This is a genomic window from Methylosinus sp. shoA (assembly GCF_059718125.1).
Genome location: NZ_AP046091.1, coordinates 4,700,156 through 4,715,063 on the forward strand (window position 1 = coordinate 4,700,156; position 14,908 = coordinate 4,715,063).

The 14,908-nt window shown below is 67.6% G+C and carries 14 protein-coding genes; 3 read left to right on the forward strand and 11 right to left on the reverse strand.

Annotated features, from left to right (window positions below; all coding sequences use genetic code 11):
* Nucleotides 1-33 precede the first annotated feature (33 nt).
* Entirely contained in the window at nucleotides 34-1,131 is a 1,098-nt protein-coding gene (locus AC6IW9_RS22000) for a COX15/CtaA family protein (protein WP_497767422.1), read from the forward strand.
* Nucleotides 1,132-1,211: 80 nt separating this feature from the next.
* On the opposite strand, the gene AC6IW9_RS22005 is transcribed toward AC6IW9_RS22000, so the two are convergent.
* From AC6IW9_RS22005 to AC6IW9_RS22055, 11 genes are all read right to left on the reverse strand, one after another.
* Complete coding sequence (locus AC6IW9_RS22005; protein ID WP_497767425.1) at nucleotides 1,212-2,123, reverse strand: HEPN domain-containing protein; 912 nt, start codon at nucleotides 2,121-2,123, stop codon at nucleotides 1,212-1,214.
* A 157-nt stretch (nucleotides 2,124-2,280) separates the two neighbouring features.
* Nucleotides 2,281-2,940, reverse strand: a complete 660-nt coding sequence (locus AC6IW9_RS22010; RefSeq protein WP_497767427.1) for an HAD family hydrolase — start codon at nucleotides 2,938-2,940, stop codon at nucleotides 2,281-2,283.
* Between the two features lie 108 nt (nucleotides 2,941-3,048).
* A complete protein-coding gene (locus tag AC6IW9_RS22015) occupies nucleotides 3,049-5,232 on the reverse strand; it encodes a sodium-translocating pyrophosphatase (RefSeq protein WP_497767429.1) in 2,184 nt (727 codons plus the stop codon).
* A gap of 203 nt (nucleotides 5,233-5,435) precedes the next feature.
* A complete protein-coding gene (gene thiL / locus AC6IW9_RS22020; protein ID WP_497767432.1) occupies nucleotides 5,436-6,419 on the reverse strand; it encodes a thiamine-phosphate kinase in 984 nt (327 codons plus the stop codon).
* 204 nt (nucleotides 6,420-6,623) lie between these two features.
* On the reverse strand, nucleotides 6,624-7,082 hold the full coding sequence (nusB, locus tag AC6IW9_RS22025) for a transcription antitermination factor NusB (protein WP_497767434.1): 459 nt from the start codon (nucleotides 7,080-7,082) through the stop codon (nucleotides 6,624-6,626).
* A complete protein-coding gene (gene ribH, locus AC6IW9_RS22030) occupies nucleotides 7,079-7,579 on the reverse strand; it encodes a 6,7-dimethyl-8-ribityllumazine synthase (RefSeq protein ID WP_497767437.1) in 501 nt (166 codons plus the stop codon). Before ribH ends, nusB begins: the two co-directional genes overlap by 4 nt.
* Nucleotides 7,580-7,873: 294 nt before the next feature.
* On the reverse strand, nucleotides 7,874-8,476 hold the full coding sequence (locus AC6IW9_RS22035) for a riboflavin synthase (protein ID WP_497767440.1): 603 nt from the start codon (nucleotides 8,474-8,476) through the stop codon (nucleotides 7,874-7,876).
* Nucleotides 8,477-9,607, reverse strand: coding sequence for a bifunctional diaminohydroxyphosphoribosylaminopyrimidine deaminase/5-amino-6-(5-phosphoribosylamino)uracil reductase RibD (gene ribD / locus AC6IW9_RS22040; RefSeq protein ID WP_497767442.1), 1,131 nt, complete (start codon nucleotides 9,605-9,607; stop codon nucleotides 8,477-8,479).
* Nucleotides 9,604-10,110 (reverse strand): transcriptional regulator NrdR, encoded by a 507-nt coding sequence (gene nrdR, locus AC6IW9_RS22045; protein WP_497767446.1) that lies wholly within the window; start codon nucleotides 10,108-10,110, stop codon nucleotides 9,604-9,606. The genes ribD and nrdR overlap by 4 nt, the downstream gene beginning before the upstream one ends.
* A gap of 123 nt (nucleotides 10,111-10,233) precedes the next feature.
* Nucleotides 10,234-11,508 carry a serine hydroxymethyltransferase gene (gene glyA, locus AC6IW9_RS22050; RefSeq protein WP_497767449.1) on the reverse strand — a complete coding sequence of 425 codons (1,275 nt, stop codon included), beginning with the start codon at nucleotides 11,506-11,508 and terminating at the stop codon, nucleotides 10,234-10,236.
* A gap of 308 nt (nucleotides 11,509-11,816) precedes the next feature.
* Entirely contained in the window at nucleotides 11,817-12,122 is a 306-nt protein-coding gene (locus AC6IW9_RS22055; RefSeq protein WP_497767452.1) for a hypothetical protein, read from the reverse strand.
* 319 nt (nucleotides 12,123-12,441) lie between these two features.
* On the opposite strand from AC6IW9_RS22055, the gene AC6IW9_RS22060 reads away from it, so the two are divergent.
* Entirely contained in the window at nucleotides 12,442-12,975 is a 534-nt protein-coding gene (locus tag AC6IW9_RS22060) for a SixA phosphatase family protein (protein WP_497767455.1), read from the forward strand.
* A gap of 263 nt (nucleotides 12,976-13,238) precedes the next feature.
* A complete protein-coding gene (locus tag AC6IW9_RS22065) occupies nucleotides 13,239-14,783 on the forward strand; it encodes a YcjX family GTP-binding protein (protein WP_497767457.1) in 1,545 nt (514 codons plus the stop codon).
* Nucleotides 14,784-14,908: the final 125 nt, after the last annotated feature.

Sequence of the window (14,908 nt, forward strand, 5' to 3'; positions counted from 1 at the left end):
AACGGCCCCGCCCTGTCGCCCGAGTGGTCCCCCATGACCGACTGGATCCATTTCCCCGCCCATACGCCCGCCATCGTCGCTCCGCCGAGCGAGGAGACCGCAACCGACGTGCGCCTGTGGCTGTGGATCGTCGCCGGCCTCGTCTTTCTGATGGTGGTCGTCGGCGGCGCGACGCGACTGACCGAATCGGGGCTCTCCATCACCCAATGGAAGCCCATCTCCGGCGTGCTGCCGCCGCTCTCCGAGGCGCAATGGAGCGCCGCCTTCGAGGAGTATAAGAAAATTCCGCAATATCGCGAGATGTTCCCGGACATGGATCTCGCGCGTTTCAAGGTCATCTACGCCTGGGAATGGAGCCATCGCCTGCTCGGCCGGCTGATCGGCGTCGCCTTCGCGCTACCGCTCGTCTTCTTCTGGCTGCGCCGGCGCCTGCCACGCAAATTGAAGCCCAAGCTCCTGGGCATTCTCGCGCTCGGCGCGCTGCAAGGCGCGGCCGGCTGGTGGATGGTGTCCTCCGGGCTCGTCCACCGCGTCGAGGTCGCCCAGGAGCGGCTCGCCGTCCATCTGCTGCTCGCCGCGCTGATCTTCTCGGCGTGCCTCTGGGTCGCAGCCGGGCTCGGGCCGCGGCGGCCTCTGATCGTCGAGCATGGGCGCAAGCGCCTCGCCTTCGTCGCGACGCTGCTGCTCGTTCTCGTTTTCGTCCAGCTCGGCGCGGGCGCGCTGGTCGCGGGGCTGCGCGCCGGCCTCATCTACAACACTTGGCCGCTGATGGACGGCGACTTCATTCCGCCGGCGGAGGCGTTGCTGCCCGTGTCGCCCTGGTGGATCAATCTGGTCGACACCGGCGCGACGGTCCAGTTCGACCATCGCATGCTGGCCTATCTGCTGCTGGCGCTCTCGCTCGTGCATTTCATCGACGCCGAGGGAACCGTCGGCGGGCGCGTCGGCCGCGGCGCGGGCGTGTTGCTCGGCCATATCGGCGCGCAGGCCGTCCTCGGCGTCGTGACCGTGCTGCTCGCCGCGCCGCTCTGGGCGGCGCTCGCCCATCAGGCGCTGGCGATGGGCGTACTGGCAGTCGCGACGCTGCACGCGCGGCGGCTGCGGACGGCGGCAGAGGCGACGACGGCCTGAGCTCGGATGGCGACGCAGCGCCGCTGCAATCCAGTCGAGCGTTCCGTAGCGCTTACAAACTCCCTCTTCGCACTGTTCGCTCAGACGCTTTCAGGCGGGCGACGCAATCTTTCCTCGCACACATCTTGCGCGATGCGTTGCAGAGCTTCCAAACGTTCGGTCGCCCAAGCCAGTTCATCAGGGTCGATCACATAGTGGCGGGAATAGCGCGCCTCGACATAAGCCCGCCTGATCCGGCTGAAAGCACGCCGGTCGCGTCGTGTCACGCGGGGCCAAGCCTCCGATAAGCGGGGCGCGACGCTTTCGGCCAAGGCTCGAAGCTCGTTGAGTCTGTGGGTCCTCGGACTGTAGAGCGTCAATGTCAGCAGCACGCAGTTATAGGCGCGTTCGGCGGCTTGATGCAGCAGGAAAGCGGCGTCGTTCAAATCTCCGATCGCCACCGCCTCCCGTGACAGATGCAGCGCGCTCGCGATTTTCGGAAACCACGTTTCAAAATATTCTCCGGCCTCCGCCTGCTCTTCGTCCGGGTCGAGCTTCCGGGGCTTTGCCAGCCGGGAGCCGGGAGCCTCGTAGATCGTCTTGCCGTCGCGAATGATGTCGATGAAGAACGGCCTTCCCTTGTCGAGCTGCGTGTTCACATCGGCTATATCGTGAACGATGAATTGCGCAGGATGGCGCAGGGTCTTGGTTATGGCGAACTCGCGATCCAAATGCTCGAGCGCGACATCCCAATACTCCTCCTGCGTCGTCAATTCGGGATGATCGACGATCACCAGCAAGTCATAGTCGGACATGTAACCGCTTTTCGGATCGCAAACCCAATCGCCGCGCGCAAAACTCCCGAACAGAATAATCCTCAAGATGCGCCCGCTTTTTCGGTGAGCGGCTTGCCGTCCTTTCAGCGCATCCCCGAACTCGCTGAGTAATATGGCGACGATGCGCTCCAGTTCCCTGCGATGGGGTTCGGGCAGGTGATGCAGTTCGTCTATCATGGCCCGGTTGTTATCACCCGGTGCAATTCCGCGCCAATCCTCGCATTTCCATATTGCCGCCTCGAGCCGGCCGAGATCGCGGTCGGCAGGTCGCGATCGATCCCGGTAGTGAATTTCTCTCGAGCCGCAGTCGTGACAGTCTCATCGAGACGAGCTTTCAAAGCCTCGACAGCAATTCGATCACGGCTCCGACGCGCGAAAAGTCCTCGATCACATGCTCCGCGCCTTCCTCCCGCAGTCGTTCGGCCTGAGCGCCGCTGCCGACGCCGAGGAAAGCGAAGCCGAGCGCTCGCGCCGTGACGACGTCCCAAATTCCGTCGCCCACCAGCACGATCCTCTCGAACGAACCGGGCGAGCGCTCGACCGCGAGAGAAAAAATGCGCGCACGTTCGATCGTGTCATCGCCGCAAGCGAAGGGAAAGCCCCCTATGTCGACGCCGGCCGCCGCGAGTTTCATCGAAATCGACTCTCGCCATGCGCCTGTGGCGATCGCTACCTCGAAACCTACGTCGGCCGCGAGCACGCTCAGAAGACGCGAGGCGCCCGGCGTCTCTCGGAGAGACACATCGGACATCGCCGACTTCAGACGCGACGTGAAAAGGCGCTGAAAATCGCGCAGTTCCTGCGCCGTCGGAGCACGACCGATCCTGCGCGCATAGAGCTCCGTGATCACTCCTGGATCGGTCACATGCTCGTAAGTCGCCCAGTCCAAGCTCATGTCCGTGGCGTCGAAATGCTCGAGCAACGCCGCGCCATAGCATTCTCCGTCCAGCGCCATCGACTGGATGAGCGTGCCGTCGACGTCGAAAACGACCAAGATTCTATGCCCTTTTTCAAAAGCTGCAGCCATCGGCCTGTCCTCTCGAAATAAAAAAGGCGGGGTCGCCCCCGCCTTCCATTCGCTATCCGCGATGTCGCTATCCGCTCACCGCGCCAAGATCGCCAGCAGCAGCAGCGCCACGATATTGGTGATCTTGATCGCCGGATTCACGGCCGGGCCTGCGGTGTCCTTATAGGGGTCGCCGACCGTGTCGCCGGTCACCGACGCCTTGTGCGCGTCGCCGCCCTTGTAATGAGTCACGCCGTCCTTGTCGGTGAAGCCGTCTTCGAAACTCTTCTTGGCGTTGTCCCAGGCGCCGCCGCCCGAGGTCATCGAGATCGCGACGAACAGGCCGTTGACGATCACGCCGAGCAGGGTGGCGCCGAGCGCCGCAAAGCCGTTGGCCTTGGAGCCGGAGATCAGCGCCACGCCGAAATAGACGACGACCGGCGCCAGAACCGGCAGCAGCGAGGGAATGATCATCTCCTTGATCGCCGCCTGGGTCAGCAGGTCGACGGCGCGGCCGTAGTCCGGGCGCTCCGTGCCGTCCATGATGCCGGGCTTCTCCTTGAACTGCCGACGCACCTCTTCCACCACCGAGCCGGCCGCGCGGCCGACCGCCGTCATCGCGATGCCGCCGAAGAGGTAAGGAATCAGGCCGCCGAGGATGAGGCCAGCGACGACATAAGGATTGGAGAGGTCGAAATCGACCTTCTCTATGCCCTGGAAATAGGGCACGCCGCTCTCGATGAAGTGCTTCAGGTCGTTGGCGTAGGCCGCGAACAGCACCAGCGCGCCGAGGCCGGCGGAGCCGATCGCATAGCCTTTGGTCACCGCCTTGGTGGTGTTGCCGACGGCGTCGAGCGCATCGGTCGACTGGCGTACTTCCTTCGGCAGGCCGGCCATTTCGGCGATGCCGCCGGCATTGTCCGTCACCGGGCCGAAGGCGTCGAGCGCGACGATCATGCCGGCGAGGCCGAGCATGGTGGTCACGGCGATGGCGATGCCATAGAGGCCGCCGGCCTGATAGGCGAAGATGATGCCGAGCGCGATCACCACGGCCGGCGCCGCGGTCGCCTCGAGCGAAACGGCGAGGCCCTGGATCACATTGGTGCCGTGGCCGGTCACCGAAGCCTGGGCGATCGACTTGACCGGGCGCTTGCCCGTCCCCGTGTAATATTCGGTGATGTAGACGATGAGGCCCGTCGCGACGAGGCCGATGAGGCCGGCGAAGAACAGGCCATAGCCGTGGATCGCCTCGCCATTGGCCTTGCCGATCTCGCCCCAGCCGACGGTAAAGGTGGTGGCGAGGACGAGGCCGATCACCGACAGCGCGCCGGTGGCAATGAGGCCCTTGTAGAGCGCGCCCATGATCGTGTCCGGCACGCCGATCTTGTCGAAGATGGGCTTGGCCTGCTTGCCGAGCTCGCTGTCGTCGTCGCCGAGCTTCACGAAATAGGTGCCGGCGATGGAGGTGACGATGCTCAAGCCGCCGATCGCCAGCGGATAGACGATCGCGGAAGCGAGGCCCGCCTGGTCGGCGAAGAAGATCGAGGCGAGCACCATGGTCGCGACGATGGTCACGACATAGGTCTCGAAGAGGTCGGCCGCCATGCCAGCGCAATCGCCGACATTGTCGCCGACATTGTCGGCGATCGTGGCCGGATTGCGCGGATCGTCCTCCGGAATGCCGACCTCGACCTTGCCGACGAGATCCGCGCCGACATCGGCGCCCTTGGTGAAGATGCCGCCGCCGAGACGCGCGAAGATCGAGATCAGCGAGCCGCCGAAGCCGAGCGCCACCAGTGCGTCGACCACCACCCGGTCGGAGGGCGCATAGCCCACGAAGACGGTGAGGATGGAATAATAGACCGCGACGCCGAGCAGGGCGAGGCCGGCGACGAGGAGGCCCGTGATCGCGCCCGCCTTGAAGGCGATGTCGAGCCCGCCGGCGAGCGAGATGGTCGCCGCCTGGGCGGTGCGCACATTGGCGCGCACCGAGACGTTCATGCCGATGAAGCCGGCCGCGCCGGAGAGCACCGCGCCGATGAGGAAGCCGAAGGCCACCGCCCAGCCGAGCAGGATGACGAGCAGCACGAAGATGACGCCGCCGACATAGGCGATCGTCGTATATTGGCGCTTGAGATAGGCCTGCGCGCCTTCGGCGACCGCGCCGGAAATTTCCTGCATGCGCGCCGTGCCGGCGTCGGCTTTCAACAGCTCTTGCGAGGTCTTGACGCCGTAGGCGACGGACAATAGTCCGAAGACGATGCTGAGAAACAATACCATGACGATTGCGCCCTCTCCGTTCCTCGGCCGCGCGCGCTGTTGATTTCGAGAAAGACGCGCTTGCGGCGACTGCCTGTCGGCGACAACGAGCTTCCCGGCGCAGCCGAATCGCTCGGGCCGCGACCGAAGGGAATGTCGTGGCTCCTCATGCCAGAAACGCGGGTTTTCGGCAATGGCGGGGGCTGCGCGCTCCCGGCGCGCCGTCAGAAGTGGCTGAACGACATCTTCTTGAATGTCCGCTGTTTTCCGCTCGGGTCCAGGAATTGTGGCGATGCGGCGCCGGCGACGATCTCGCCGATTCTGGCGAGGGCGGCGCCGGCCGCCCTCGCCGCCTCCTCGAGCCGGGGCGCGGCCTGGGGCGGGACGCAACAGAGGAGCTCGTAATCGTCGCCGCCGGTGAGCGCCCGCTCGACCAGCGCCGGATCGAGGGCGACCGCTTCGCGCGCCGCCTCCGACAGGGGAACGCCGGCGATCTCCACGCGCGCGCTCGCGCCGCTGGCGCGCAGCAGCTTGGCGAGATCGCCGGCGAGTCCGTCCGACACGTCCATGGCCGCGCTCGCATGGGCGGCCAGGGCGCCGGCGAGGGCGAGGCGCGGCTGCGGGAGGCGGTATCGCCCGAGGAGATGCGCCCGCGCCGCGTCGGAGAGCCGCGCGGAAAAGGGCTCGCCGCGTTTCACTCCGAGGCCGAGCGCCGCGTCGCCGATCGTTCCGGAGACGAAGATCAGATCGCCCGGCCGCGCGCCGGAGCGCGGAACGAAGCGCGGCGCGCGTCCGAAGGCGGTGATGGAGATGGTGAGCGGGCCGGGCGTCGCGGTGGTGTCGCCGCCATAGAGCGGGCAGCGATAGGCGCCGGCGTCCTCGGCGAGGCCGGCGGCGAAGTCGCACAGCCAGTCGTTGGTCCAATCGGCGGGCAAAGCGAGGGTCAGCAGAAAGCCCGCCGGCTCCGCGCCTTTGCCGGCGAGGTCCGACAGATTGACCCTGAGCGCCTTTTTCGCGACGAGGCCGGGCGGATCGTCGGGGAAGAAATGCACGCCGGCGATCACCGCGTCGGTCGTGACGACCAGATCGCCGCTTTCGCGCAGCGGCAGCAGAGCGGCGTCGTCGACGAGGCCGAGCCCGCCTTCGGCCGCGAGCGGCGCGAAGACTTGCGCGATCAGCTCCTCCTCGCTGAAGCGGCGTTCCGCCATCGGCTCCTCCTCGGGCTCGCATCGCCCTCATACGCGTCCGGGGCGATCGTCTCGAGAACCCGGTCCCCTCATCCTGAGGAGCCCGCATAGCGGGCGTCTCGAAGGATGGGCCGCCGCGCCCCCTGGACCATCCTTCGAGGCTTTTTGCGTTCCGCAAAAAGCGCCTCAGGATGAGGGAGCGAAATTTTCAAGCTCGCATCACCCTCACTTCTCGGCGAAGTGCTCCGGCCGGGCCTGCCGCGCGAGGCGGTCGAGCACGGCGTTGATCATGCCGGACTCCGTCGCCCCGAAGAAGGCGCCGGCGACGTCCACATATTCCTTGATGACGACTTTGACAGGCACGTCGCGCCGAAATCCGAGCTCATAGGCGCCGGCGCGCAGAATGGCGCGCATCACCGCCTCGATCCGCTGCAGCGGCCAGCCGCCCTGCAGAGCGGCGTCGAGCGCGCGGTCGATCGTCGCCTGATTGTCGAGCACGCCCTTGACGATGTCGCGGAAGAACTGCAGCTCGGCGGGCTTGTATTGCACGCCCTCGATCTCGCGGCCGATCCAATGCACCTCGAATTCGGCGTAGATCTCGTTCAGCCCCTTGCCGGCCACCTCCATCTGATAGAGCGCCTGCACGATGGCGAGGCGGGCCGCGGACCTCTCCTCGACGCTCATGCGGCGCCTCCGAGCTTGCGCTTCAGGCGCACCAGCGCCAGCGCCGCGAGCGCCGCGTCGCCGCCCTTGTCGGCGCCGCCTTGGCTCGGATCGGCGCGCACCGCCGCCTGCTCTTCGTTGTCCACCGTGAGCACGCCATTGCCGAGCGGCAGCCGGCGCGCGACCGCGAGATCGGTGAGCGCCCGCGCGCTCTCGTTCGCCACGATCTCGAAATGATATGTGTCGCCGCGAATGACGCAGCCGAGGGCGACGACGCCCTCATAAGGCTTGCCGGCCTTCTCTGCGGCGTCGAGCGCGATCGCGGCCCCGGGCGCGAGCTCGAGCGCGCCGGGAACGGTGACGGTGGTGACATCGGCGCCCAACTCCTCGAGCGCGCGGACGGCGCCCTCGTGCAAGAGCTCGACGATATCCTCGTTGAAGCGCGACTCGACGACGAGAATGCGCGCGCCGTTTACGGGCGCGAGATCATCGTCATCGGCGCGGTAGGACCCTGCCATTGGCGAACTCCCTGCGGGACGGAGGCGGCGCGGCCCCCTCCCTCACCCTCCCCGCTTCGCGGGAGAGGGGGTGATCGGCGTTACGCGAACCCTTCATGAAGGACGCAGCCCCTCCCTTTCCCGCGAGCGGGGGAGGGCCGGGGAAAGGGGCGGCGCGACGCGTCTCGTGAAACGAAGCGGCGATCGATACACATTTTTTCGGCGGAAGCCTATAACCCGCGAGAGTTGCGCGAGACGACCTTGCCGCGTCATGGCCGGGCTCGTCCCGGCCATGACGCGCGGGCGGGCTCGCGCTTATTTCGCCTCCGCCAGCCGCGCGGCGTAGCGGGCCATCAGATCGACCTCGAGATTGAGGCGGTCGCCGGCGCGATAGAAGCCCCAGGTCGTCACCGCCAGCGTGTGCGGAATGATCAGCACCGAAAAACGGTCGCCCTCGACCGCATTCACCGTGAGCGAGGTTCCGTCGAGCGCGACCGACCCCTTCTCGGCGATGAAGCGCGCAAGCCCATGCGGCGCCTCGATCCAAAACCGCGACATCCCATCGAAATCCTCGCGGGACAAAATCGTCGCGACCCCGTCGACATGGCCGGTCACGATATGGCCGCCGAGCTCGTCGCCGATCTTCAGCGAGCGCTCGAGGTTGATGCGGCGGCCGACGGCCCATTCGCCCGCCGTGGTGCGCGCCAGAGTCTCGGCGGCGGCGTCCACTTCGAAAACCGTGCGCGCGCCCTCGCGGCTCAGGCCCACGGCGGTGAGGCAGGGGCCGGAGCAGGCGATCGAGGCGCCGAGCGCGATCGTCTCCAGCGGATAAGAGCAGGCGATGGCCAGGCGGCGCAATTCGCCGCGCGGTTCGACTTCGAGGATTTCGCCGATGTCGGTGACGAGGCCCGTGAACATCTACCCGATCCTCTCGTAGCGCGTCATGCGGTCGACGCCGAACATCGCCTGGTCGACGAGACGATAGGCGCTCTCGTCCCCGAGCCGCGCGCGCGCCGCCGGCGACAAGGCGAGACGGCCCGGCCGGCCGAGCGGCTTCAACCCCGTGTGCAGCACCACTTCGTCGGCGAGCGCGCCGAGCAGAAGGCTCTCGGCGATGCGCGGTCCGCCCTCGCTGAACACGCGGGTGACGCCGCGCCGCGCGAGCTCGGCCAGCGCCGCCGACAGGACGAGGCGGCCGGAGGCCTCCTGCGGGATGCGCGCCACCTCGATCGCCGTCGCGGCGGAAAATTCGGCGGCGTCGATGTCGGAGACGCTCTCGCCGGCGATGATGAGCGTCGGCGTCTCACGCGCCGTGGCGACGAGGCGCGAGCGGCGCGAGAGGCGCAAGCCCGCGTCGAGCACGACGCGCAGCGGCTTGAACGCTTCGAGGCCGGGCAGGCGCACGGTGAGCAGCGGATCGTCGACCGAAGCCGTGCCATGTCCGACCATGATCGCGCTATGGAGCGCGCGCTCGACATGGGTGACCGTGTCGGCCACGGCGCCGGTGATGAAGAGGCGCGGATCGTGCTCGGCGCCGGCGGCATAGCCGTCGGCCGTCTGCGCGAGCTTCAGGGTGACCATCGGCCGGCCTTCGGTCACCCGCAGAAAATGGCCGAGATGGTCGGCGCGCGCCTCTCTCGCGCGCACGCCGACGGTCACCTCGACCCCGGCCTCGCGCAGGCGGGCATGGCCGCGGCCGGCGACGCGCGGATCCGGATCCTCGAGCGCCGAAACCACGCGGGCGATCCCGGCGCCGATGACGGCGTCGACGCAGGGCGGGGTCGCGCCGTGATGGGAGCAGGGCTCGAGCGTGGCGTAGAGCGTCGCGCCGCGCGCCGCCTCTCCCGCGGCGGCGACCGCGATCGCTTCGGCGTGCGGGCGTCCGCCCACGGCCGTGAAGCCGCGCGCGATCACGACGCCGTCCTTGACGATGAGCGCTCCGACGGCAGGGTTCGGCCCCGTGCGGCCCAGATTGCGCCGGCCGAGCGCCAGCGCCGCCGCCATGAAGGCGTCGTCCATCCGCTCCGATGATCCGGTCGTCGCGGTCATCTCCCGCCCGGCGCGGCGTCCGCGTCCTGCGGCCGCGCCTCCCGTTCGCTGTCGCCTTGCGACAATTCGTCGATCAGCGCGTGAAAATCGGCAATCTCGCGGAAATCCCGATAGACCGAGGCGAAGCGCACATAGGCGACGTCGTCGAGCGACTTCAACCCCTGGATCACCAATTCGCCGATCCGCGCGCTCTCGATCTCTGCGTCTCCCGAGCTTTCGAGCTGGCGCACGACGCCATTGACCATGCGCTCGACGCGCTCGGGATCGATCGGGCGCTTGCGCAGCGCCACTTCGAGCGAACGCATCAGCTTGTCGCGGTCGAAGGGCTCGCGCCGCCCCGATTTTTTGATCACCACCAGCTCGCGCAGCTGCACGCGCTCGAAAGTGGTGAAGCGGCCGCCGCAGCCCGGGCAGACCCGGCGGCGGCGGATCGAGGAGGAATCCTCGGCCGGACGCGAGTCCTTCACCTGCGTGTCGGGCGAACCGCAATAGGGACAGCGCATGGCCTCACCTCATCGCCGTTCCTGCGCCGGCTCGCCGTCATCGCGGGGAGCGGAGCGAGAAGCGATCCAGGAGCCACGCCCCGCGACTCTGGATTGCTTCGCTCCGCTCGCAATGACGGTCGATCAATAGATCGGGAACTTCGCCGTCAGGGCGTGGACCTTCTCCTTCACCGCGGCCTCGGTCGCGGCGTTGTCCGCCTCGCCCTTGGCCGAAAGCCCATCCAGCACCTCGACGATATAGCCGCCGACGGTCTCGAATTCCGCCTTGCCGAAACCGCGCGAAGTGGCGGCCGGCGAGCCGAGGCGGATGCCCGAGGTGACGAAGGGCTTCTCCGGGTCGAAGGGAATGCCGTTCTTGTTGCAGGTGATGTGCGCGCGGCCGAGCGCGGCTTCCGCCGCCTTGCCGGTGAGCTTCTTCGGGCGCAGGTCGACCAGCATCAGGTGGTTGTCGGTGCCGCCGGAGACGATCGCCAGCCCGGCGTCGACGAGGGTCTGGGCGAGCGTCTGGGCGTTGTCCCTCACCTGTTGCTGATAGGCCTTGAACTCGGGCTTCAGCGCCTCGCCGAAGGCCGCGGCCTTGCCGGCGATGACATGCATCAGCGGGCCGCCCTGCAGGCCGGGGAAGATCGCCGAATTGATCTTCTTGGCGATCTCCTCGTCATTGGTCAGCACGAGGCCGCCGCGCGGGCCGCGCAGCGTCTTGTGCGTCGTGCTGGTGACGACATGAGCGTGGGGGATGGGCGAGGGATGCAGGCCCGCGGCGACGAGGCCGGCGAAATGCGCCATGTCGACCATGAAATATGCGCCGACGCTGTCCGCGATCTTGCGGAAGGCCTCGAAGTCCCAGATGCGCGAATAGCCCGAGCCGCCGGCGATGATGAGTTTCGGCTTGTGCTCCGCGGCGAGCGCCGCGACCTGCTCCATGTCGATGCGCTGGTCGTCCTTGCGCACCGTATAGGGGATCGGCTTGAACCATTTGCCGGAGAGATTGACCGGCGAGCCATGCGTCAAATGGCCGCCCGCGGCGAGGTCGAGGCCCAAGAACGCGTCGCCCGGCGTCGCGAGGGCGAGGAAGACCGACTGATTGGCCTGGCTGCCGGAGTTCGGCTGCACATTGGCGAAGCCCGCGCCGAACAGCTGCTTGGCGCGCTCGATCGCGAGATTTTCGGCGATGTCGACATATTGGCAGCCGCCGTAATAGCGCTTGCCCGGATAGCCTTCGGCATATTTGTTGGTCAGAACCGAGCCTTGCGCCTCGAGCACCGCCTTGGAGACGATGTTCTCGGAGGCGATCAGCTCGATCTCGTCGCGCTGCCGACCGAGCTCGAGCTGAATAGCCTTGGCGAGTTCGGGATCGGATTCGGCGAGCGGAGCGGAGAAAAAGCTGGTCTGGCTCATGGTTACCTCTGGTAGCGAACAAGGCGCAGTGTCGAAGCCGGCTCCCCCCGCGTCCCCGGCTGGAAAACCGATCAGTCACATTCCGCATGGCGATCTGGGAGCGATCTCGGCGGCGGGAGGCGCGCGCCCGGCCCATGCGGGGACGAAGCGAAATGTGAAGACTGCCGCTTATCACGCGGAGCCCGGGGTGGGAAGAGCGGTCTTCGCGGCGCCGGGCGCGACAAAGAGGCGAGCCGCCGCAGGCGGCGTCGCCGCGGACCGGCCACCTCGGCTTCGGCGGCGCAGGCGACGCCGAAGCCGTCACATGATCAATGCGCCGCCGAGTCGCTGCGGGTCGGCAGCACGGCGCGCAGCGTCTCGGCCTCGACCCAGGCGAATTCGCCGTTCGGATCGGCGACGTCGATGCTGTTCTCGATGATCAGCTTGTCGCACAGCATCTGGCAGATCGCCGAGATCGGCGCGCTGGTGTCGTTCTCCTCCGTCATGCGGTCGATGGAGATTTCGCCTTCTTCCTCGCCGTCGACGAGGTGCATGATGAACACCTCCTCATGGCCGGCTATTCCGTGCGCGTTGACTCTGAAAGTTTCGCCACGATATCGGAACTCGCGGATCATGCGTTTCTTCCCCTCTTGTTTATGGTCACGGCCCCGCAGCGTCGCGGTCGAGATCGCCGAGCGGTCCGTCGATGCTCTCTCGAAATGGCCGAGGTCCTATAGCGCAACCGCGACGCTTCGAGAACCTGCAGAAATGCGCTGCTGCTCCCCTGCGCCCGCGAAGCGCCGCCTGCCTCCCCATGGCGCGGATATGGGCGCGCCGAAACGTGAAAATTTCGCTATGATCGCGACCGGGAGCGATGACGCGAAACCCTTGCGGCGACAGGGCCGGCCGGCTCGGTCCCCGTCGCGAAACTCCCGCGAGATGGACGATTTGAAGATGCGACGCCTCATCCTCCTGCGCCACGCCAAGGCCGACGCCCATTCGGCGGGCGGCGACCGGCAGCGGCCGCTGACCAAGCGCGGCGAGGACGACGCCCGCCGCGTCGGCCGCTATCTCGCGGACGAGGGGCTCGTCCCCGATCTCGCCGTCTCGTCGGACGCGCGCCGAGCCAAGCGCACGCTGGACCTCGCCCTGCAGGCGTTTCCGCGCGAAGTGGAGCATCGGCTCGACGACGCCATTTATCTCGCCGATCCGGATCGGCTGCTCGACGTGCTGCGGGAGACGCCGGCGGAGGCTTCGACGCTGCTCGCCATCGGCCACAACCCCGGCTTCGCCGATCTCGCCTGCGCGCTGGCGACCGACGGCGCGCCGGACGAGCTCTCGCGCCTCCGGTCGAAATATCCGACGGCGGCCTTCGCCGTGCTCGATTTCGAGGGTGACGACTGGACGGGCGTCGGCGTGAGCGGCGCGCGTCTCGAGCGGTTCGTCACTCCCGCGGATCTGAGGGGCGGAGGCGACGAGCCGGATTGAAGCGCAGGAGCCGGCGCCTCGACGCCGCGGGCGTGGGGAACCGCATGAGGCCGGCGGGCCGCTCAGGGCAGGCGAGTGACTCGCGCCGTCGAAATTTTCCCTTTCGAATCCAACGCGATCCGCCAGTGTGACGGGCCGCTTTCATGGGTGACGGCATAGACGTCGCCGCAACGCCGACGAATGCGATGGAGCACACGACGCGGCTCACGCCATTTCCACCCCGGCGTCCTGCCGGCCTACCCAAAACCTCGGCGAGCGGCTACATGATGCGCCACCCGCCCGCCGCAGCCCGATCCGCCCCCGTGTCGCAGCTCTCCGACCTCCTCTTCGAGACCAGCGTCGCCGCCTCCAGCCTGAAGGATTTCCTCTCGGGCGCGCGGCTGCGGCTCGGCGTCACCGGTCTGTCGCGCTCGGGCAAGACGGTGTTCATCACCGCGCTCGTGCATCATCTGACGCGCGCCGTCGCGGCCAGGGCCGCCGGCTCGGGACGCAAGTCGCTGCTGCCGGTGTTCCGCGTCGCGGCCGAAAACCGGCTCGTCTCCGCTCATCTCGATCCGCAGCCGGACGACGCCGTTCCGCGCTTCGCCTATGAGGAGCATCTCTCCGCCCTGACCGGCGCCGACCGCCATTGGCCGCAGTCGACGCGGCGCATCTCCGAGCTGCGCGTCACGCTGCAATACGACCGCAAGGCCGCGGGCCTGATGTCGAGCCTGAGGCCCGGTCCGGCGCGGCTCGACATCGACATCGTCGATTATCCGGGCGAATGGCTGCTCGATCTGCCGTTGCTCGGCAAGACCTATGCGCAATGGTCGCGCGAGACGCTGGAGGCGGCTTCCGCCGCCGCCCGCGCGACCATCGCCGCCGATTGGCGGGGCGCTACGGCGCTGACCGATCCGCTCGCGACGGCGAACGAGGATATGGCGCGCCGCCTCGCGGCGCTCTTCACCAATTATCTGCGCGCCGCCAAGACCGACCGTTATGCGCTCTCCACTCTGCCGCCCGGGCGCTTCCTGATGCCGGGCGATCTCGAGGGCTCGCCGGCGCTGACCTTCTCGCCTCTGCCCGTGCAGGAGGGCGAGGCTTTGCCCGCGGGCAGTCTCGCGGCGATGATGGAGCGGCGTTACGAGGCCTATAAGACCCATGTCGTGCGGCCTTTCTTCCGCGATCATTTCGCGCGGCTCGACCGGCAGATCGTGCTGGTCGACGCGCTCGCCGCGCTGAACTCGGGGCCCGCCGCCGTGCGCGATCTCGAGACCGCGCTCGCCGATGTGCTCACCGCCTTCCGCACCGGCCGCTCCAATCTCCTGTCGACGATCTTCCGCCCGAAGATCGACCGCATTTTATTCGCCGCCACCAAAGCCGATCATCTGCATCACACGAGCCATGACCGGCTCGAGGGCGTGCTGCGTCACCTCACCTCGCGCGCCATCGAGCGGGCCGAGGGGGTCGGCGCGACCATCGATGTCATTGCGCTCGCCGCCGTGCGCGCGACGCGCGAAGCCATCGTGAAGCACGACGGCGAATCCCTCGCCGCCATCGTCGGCACGCCGATCGAGGGCGAGCGCATCGGCGACGACGTGTTCGACGGCGTGGCCGAAGGCGCGATCTTCCCCGGCGAGCTGCCCGCGGACCCGCGCCGTGTGTTCCGCGGCGACGCGCTCGCTCTGCCGGAGGACGACGCGGATTTCCGCTTCCTCAAATTCCGCCCGCCGGTCGCCGCGCTCGGGCGCGACATGGAGCCGCTGCCGCTGCCGCACATAAGGCTCGACCGGGCAATGGAGTTTTTGTTCGGCGATCGTCTCGGCTGAAGCGGGCGGCGCGGCCTCTCGCCGCCGTCGCGCCACTTAGTTTCAAATCGTTCCAATTCTCGCTTGGCAATCTCGAGTTTCGAATTATTCTAAACAAGGGCGCTGCAGCCGGCCCGGCGGCGCGC

Bases quoted from the DNA above. Each gene is read 5' to 3' on its own strand.
- AC6IW9_RS22000 (WP_497767422.1), top strand. From the start codon at position 34: ATGACCGACTGGATCCATTTCCCCGCCCATACGCCCGCCATCGTCGCT.
- AC6IW9_RS22005 (WP_497767425.1), bottom strand. From the start codon at position 2,123: ATGATAGACGAACTGCATCACCTGCCCGAACCCCATCGCAGGGAACTG.
- AC6IW9_RS22015 (WP_497767429.1), bottom strand. From the start codon at position 5,232: ATGGTATTGTTTCTCAGCATCGTCTTCGGACTATTGTCCGTCGCCTAC.
- thiL (WP_497767432.1), bottom strand. From the start codon at position 6,419: ATGGCGGAACGCCGCTTCAGCGAGGAGGAGCTGATCGCGCAAGTCTTC.
- nusB (WP_497767434.1), bottom strand. From the start codon at position 7,082: ATGAGCGTCGAGGAGAGGTCCGCGGCCCGCCTCGCCATCGTGCAGGCG.
- ribH (WP_497767437.1), bottom strand. From the start codon at position 7,579: ATGGCAGGGTCCTACCGCGCCGATGACGATGATCTCGCGCCCGTAAAC.
- AC6IW9_RS22035 (WP_497767440.1), bottom strand. From the start codon at position 8,476: ATGTTCACGGGCCTCGTCACCGACATCGGCGAAATCCTCGAAGTCGAA.
- ribD (WP_497767442.1), bottom strand. From the start codon at position 9,607: ATGACCGCGACGACCGGATCATCGGAGCGGATGGACGACGCCTTCATG.
- nrdR (WP_497767446.1), bottom strand. From the start codon at position 10,110: ATGCGCTGTCCCTATTGCGGTTCGCCCGACACGCAGGTGAAGGACTCG.
- glyA (WP_497767449.1), bottom strand. From the start codon at position 11,508: ATGAGCCAGACCAGCTTTTTCTCCGCTCCGCTCGCCGAATCCGATCCC.
- AC6IW9_RS22055 (WP_497767452.1), bottom strand. From the start codon at position 12,122: ATGATCCGCGAGTTCCGATATCGTGGCGAAACTTTCAGAGTCAACGCG.
- AC6IW9_RS22060 (WP_497767455.1), top strand. From the start codon at position 12,442: ATGCGACGCCTCATCCTCCTGCGCCACGCCAAGGCCGACGCCCATTCG.
- AC6IW9_RS22065 (WP_497767457.1), top strand. From the start codon at position 13,239: ATGATGCGCCACCCGCCCGCCGCAGCCCGATCCGCCCCCGTGTCGCAG.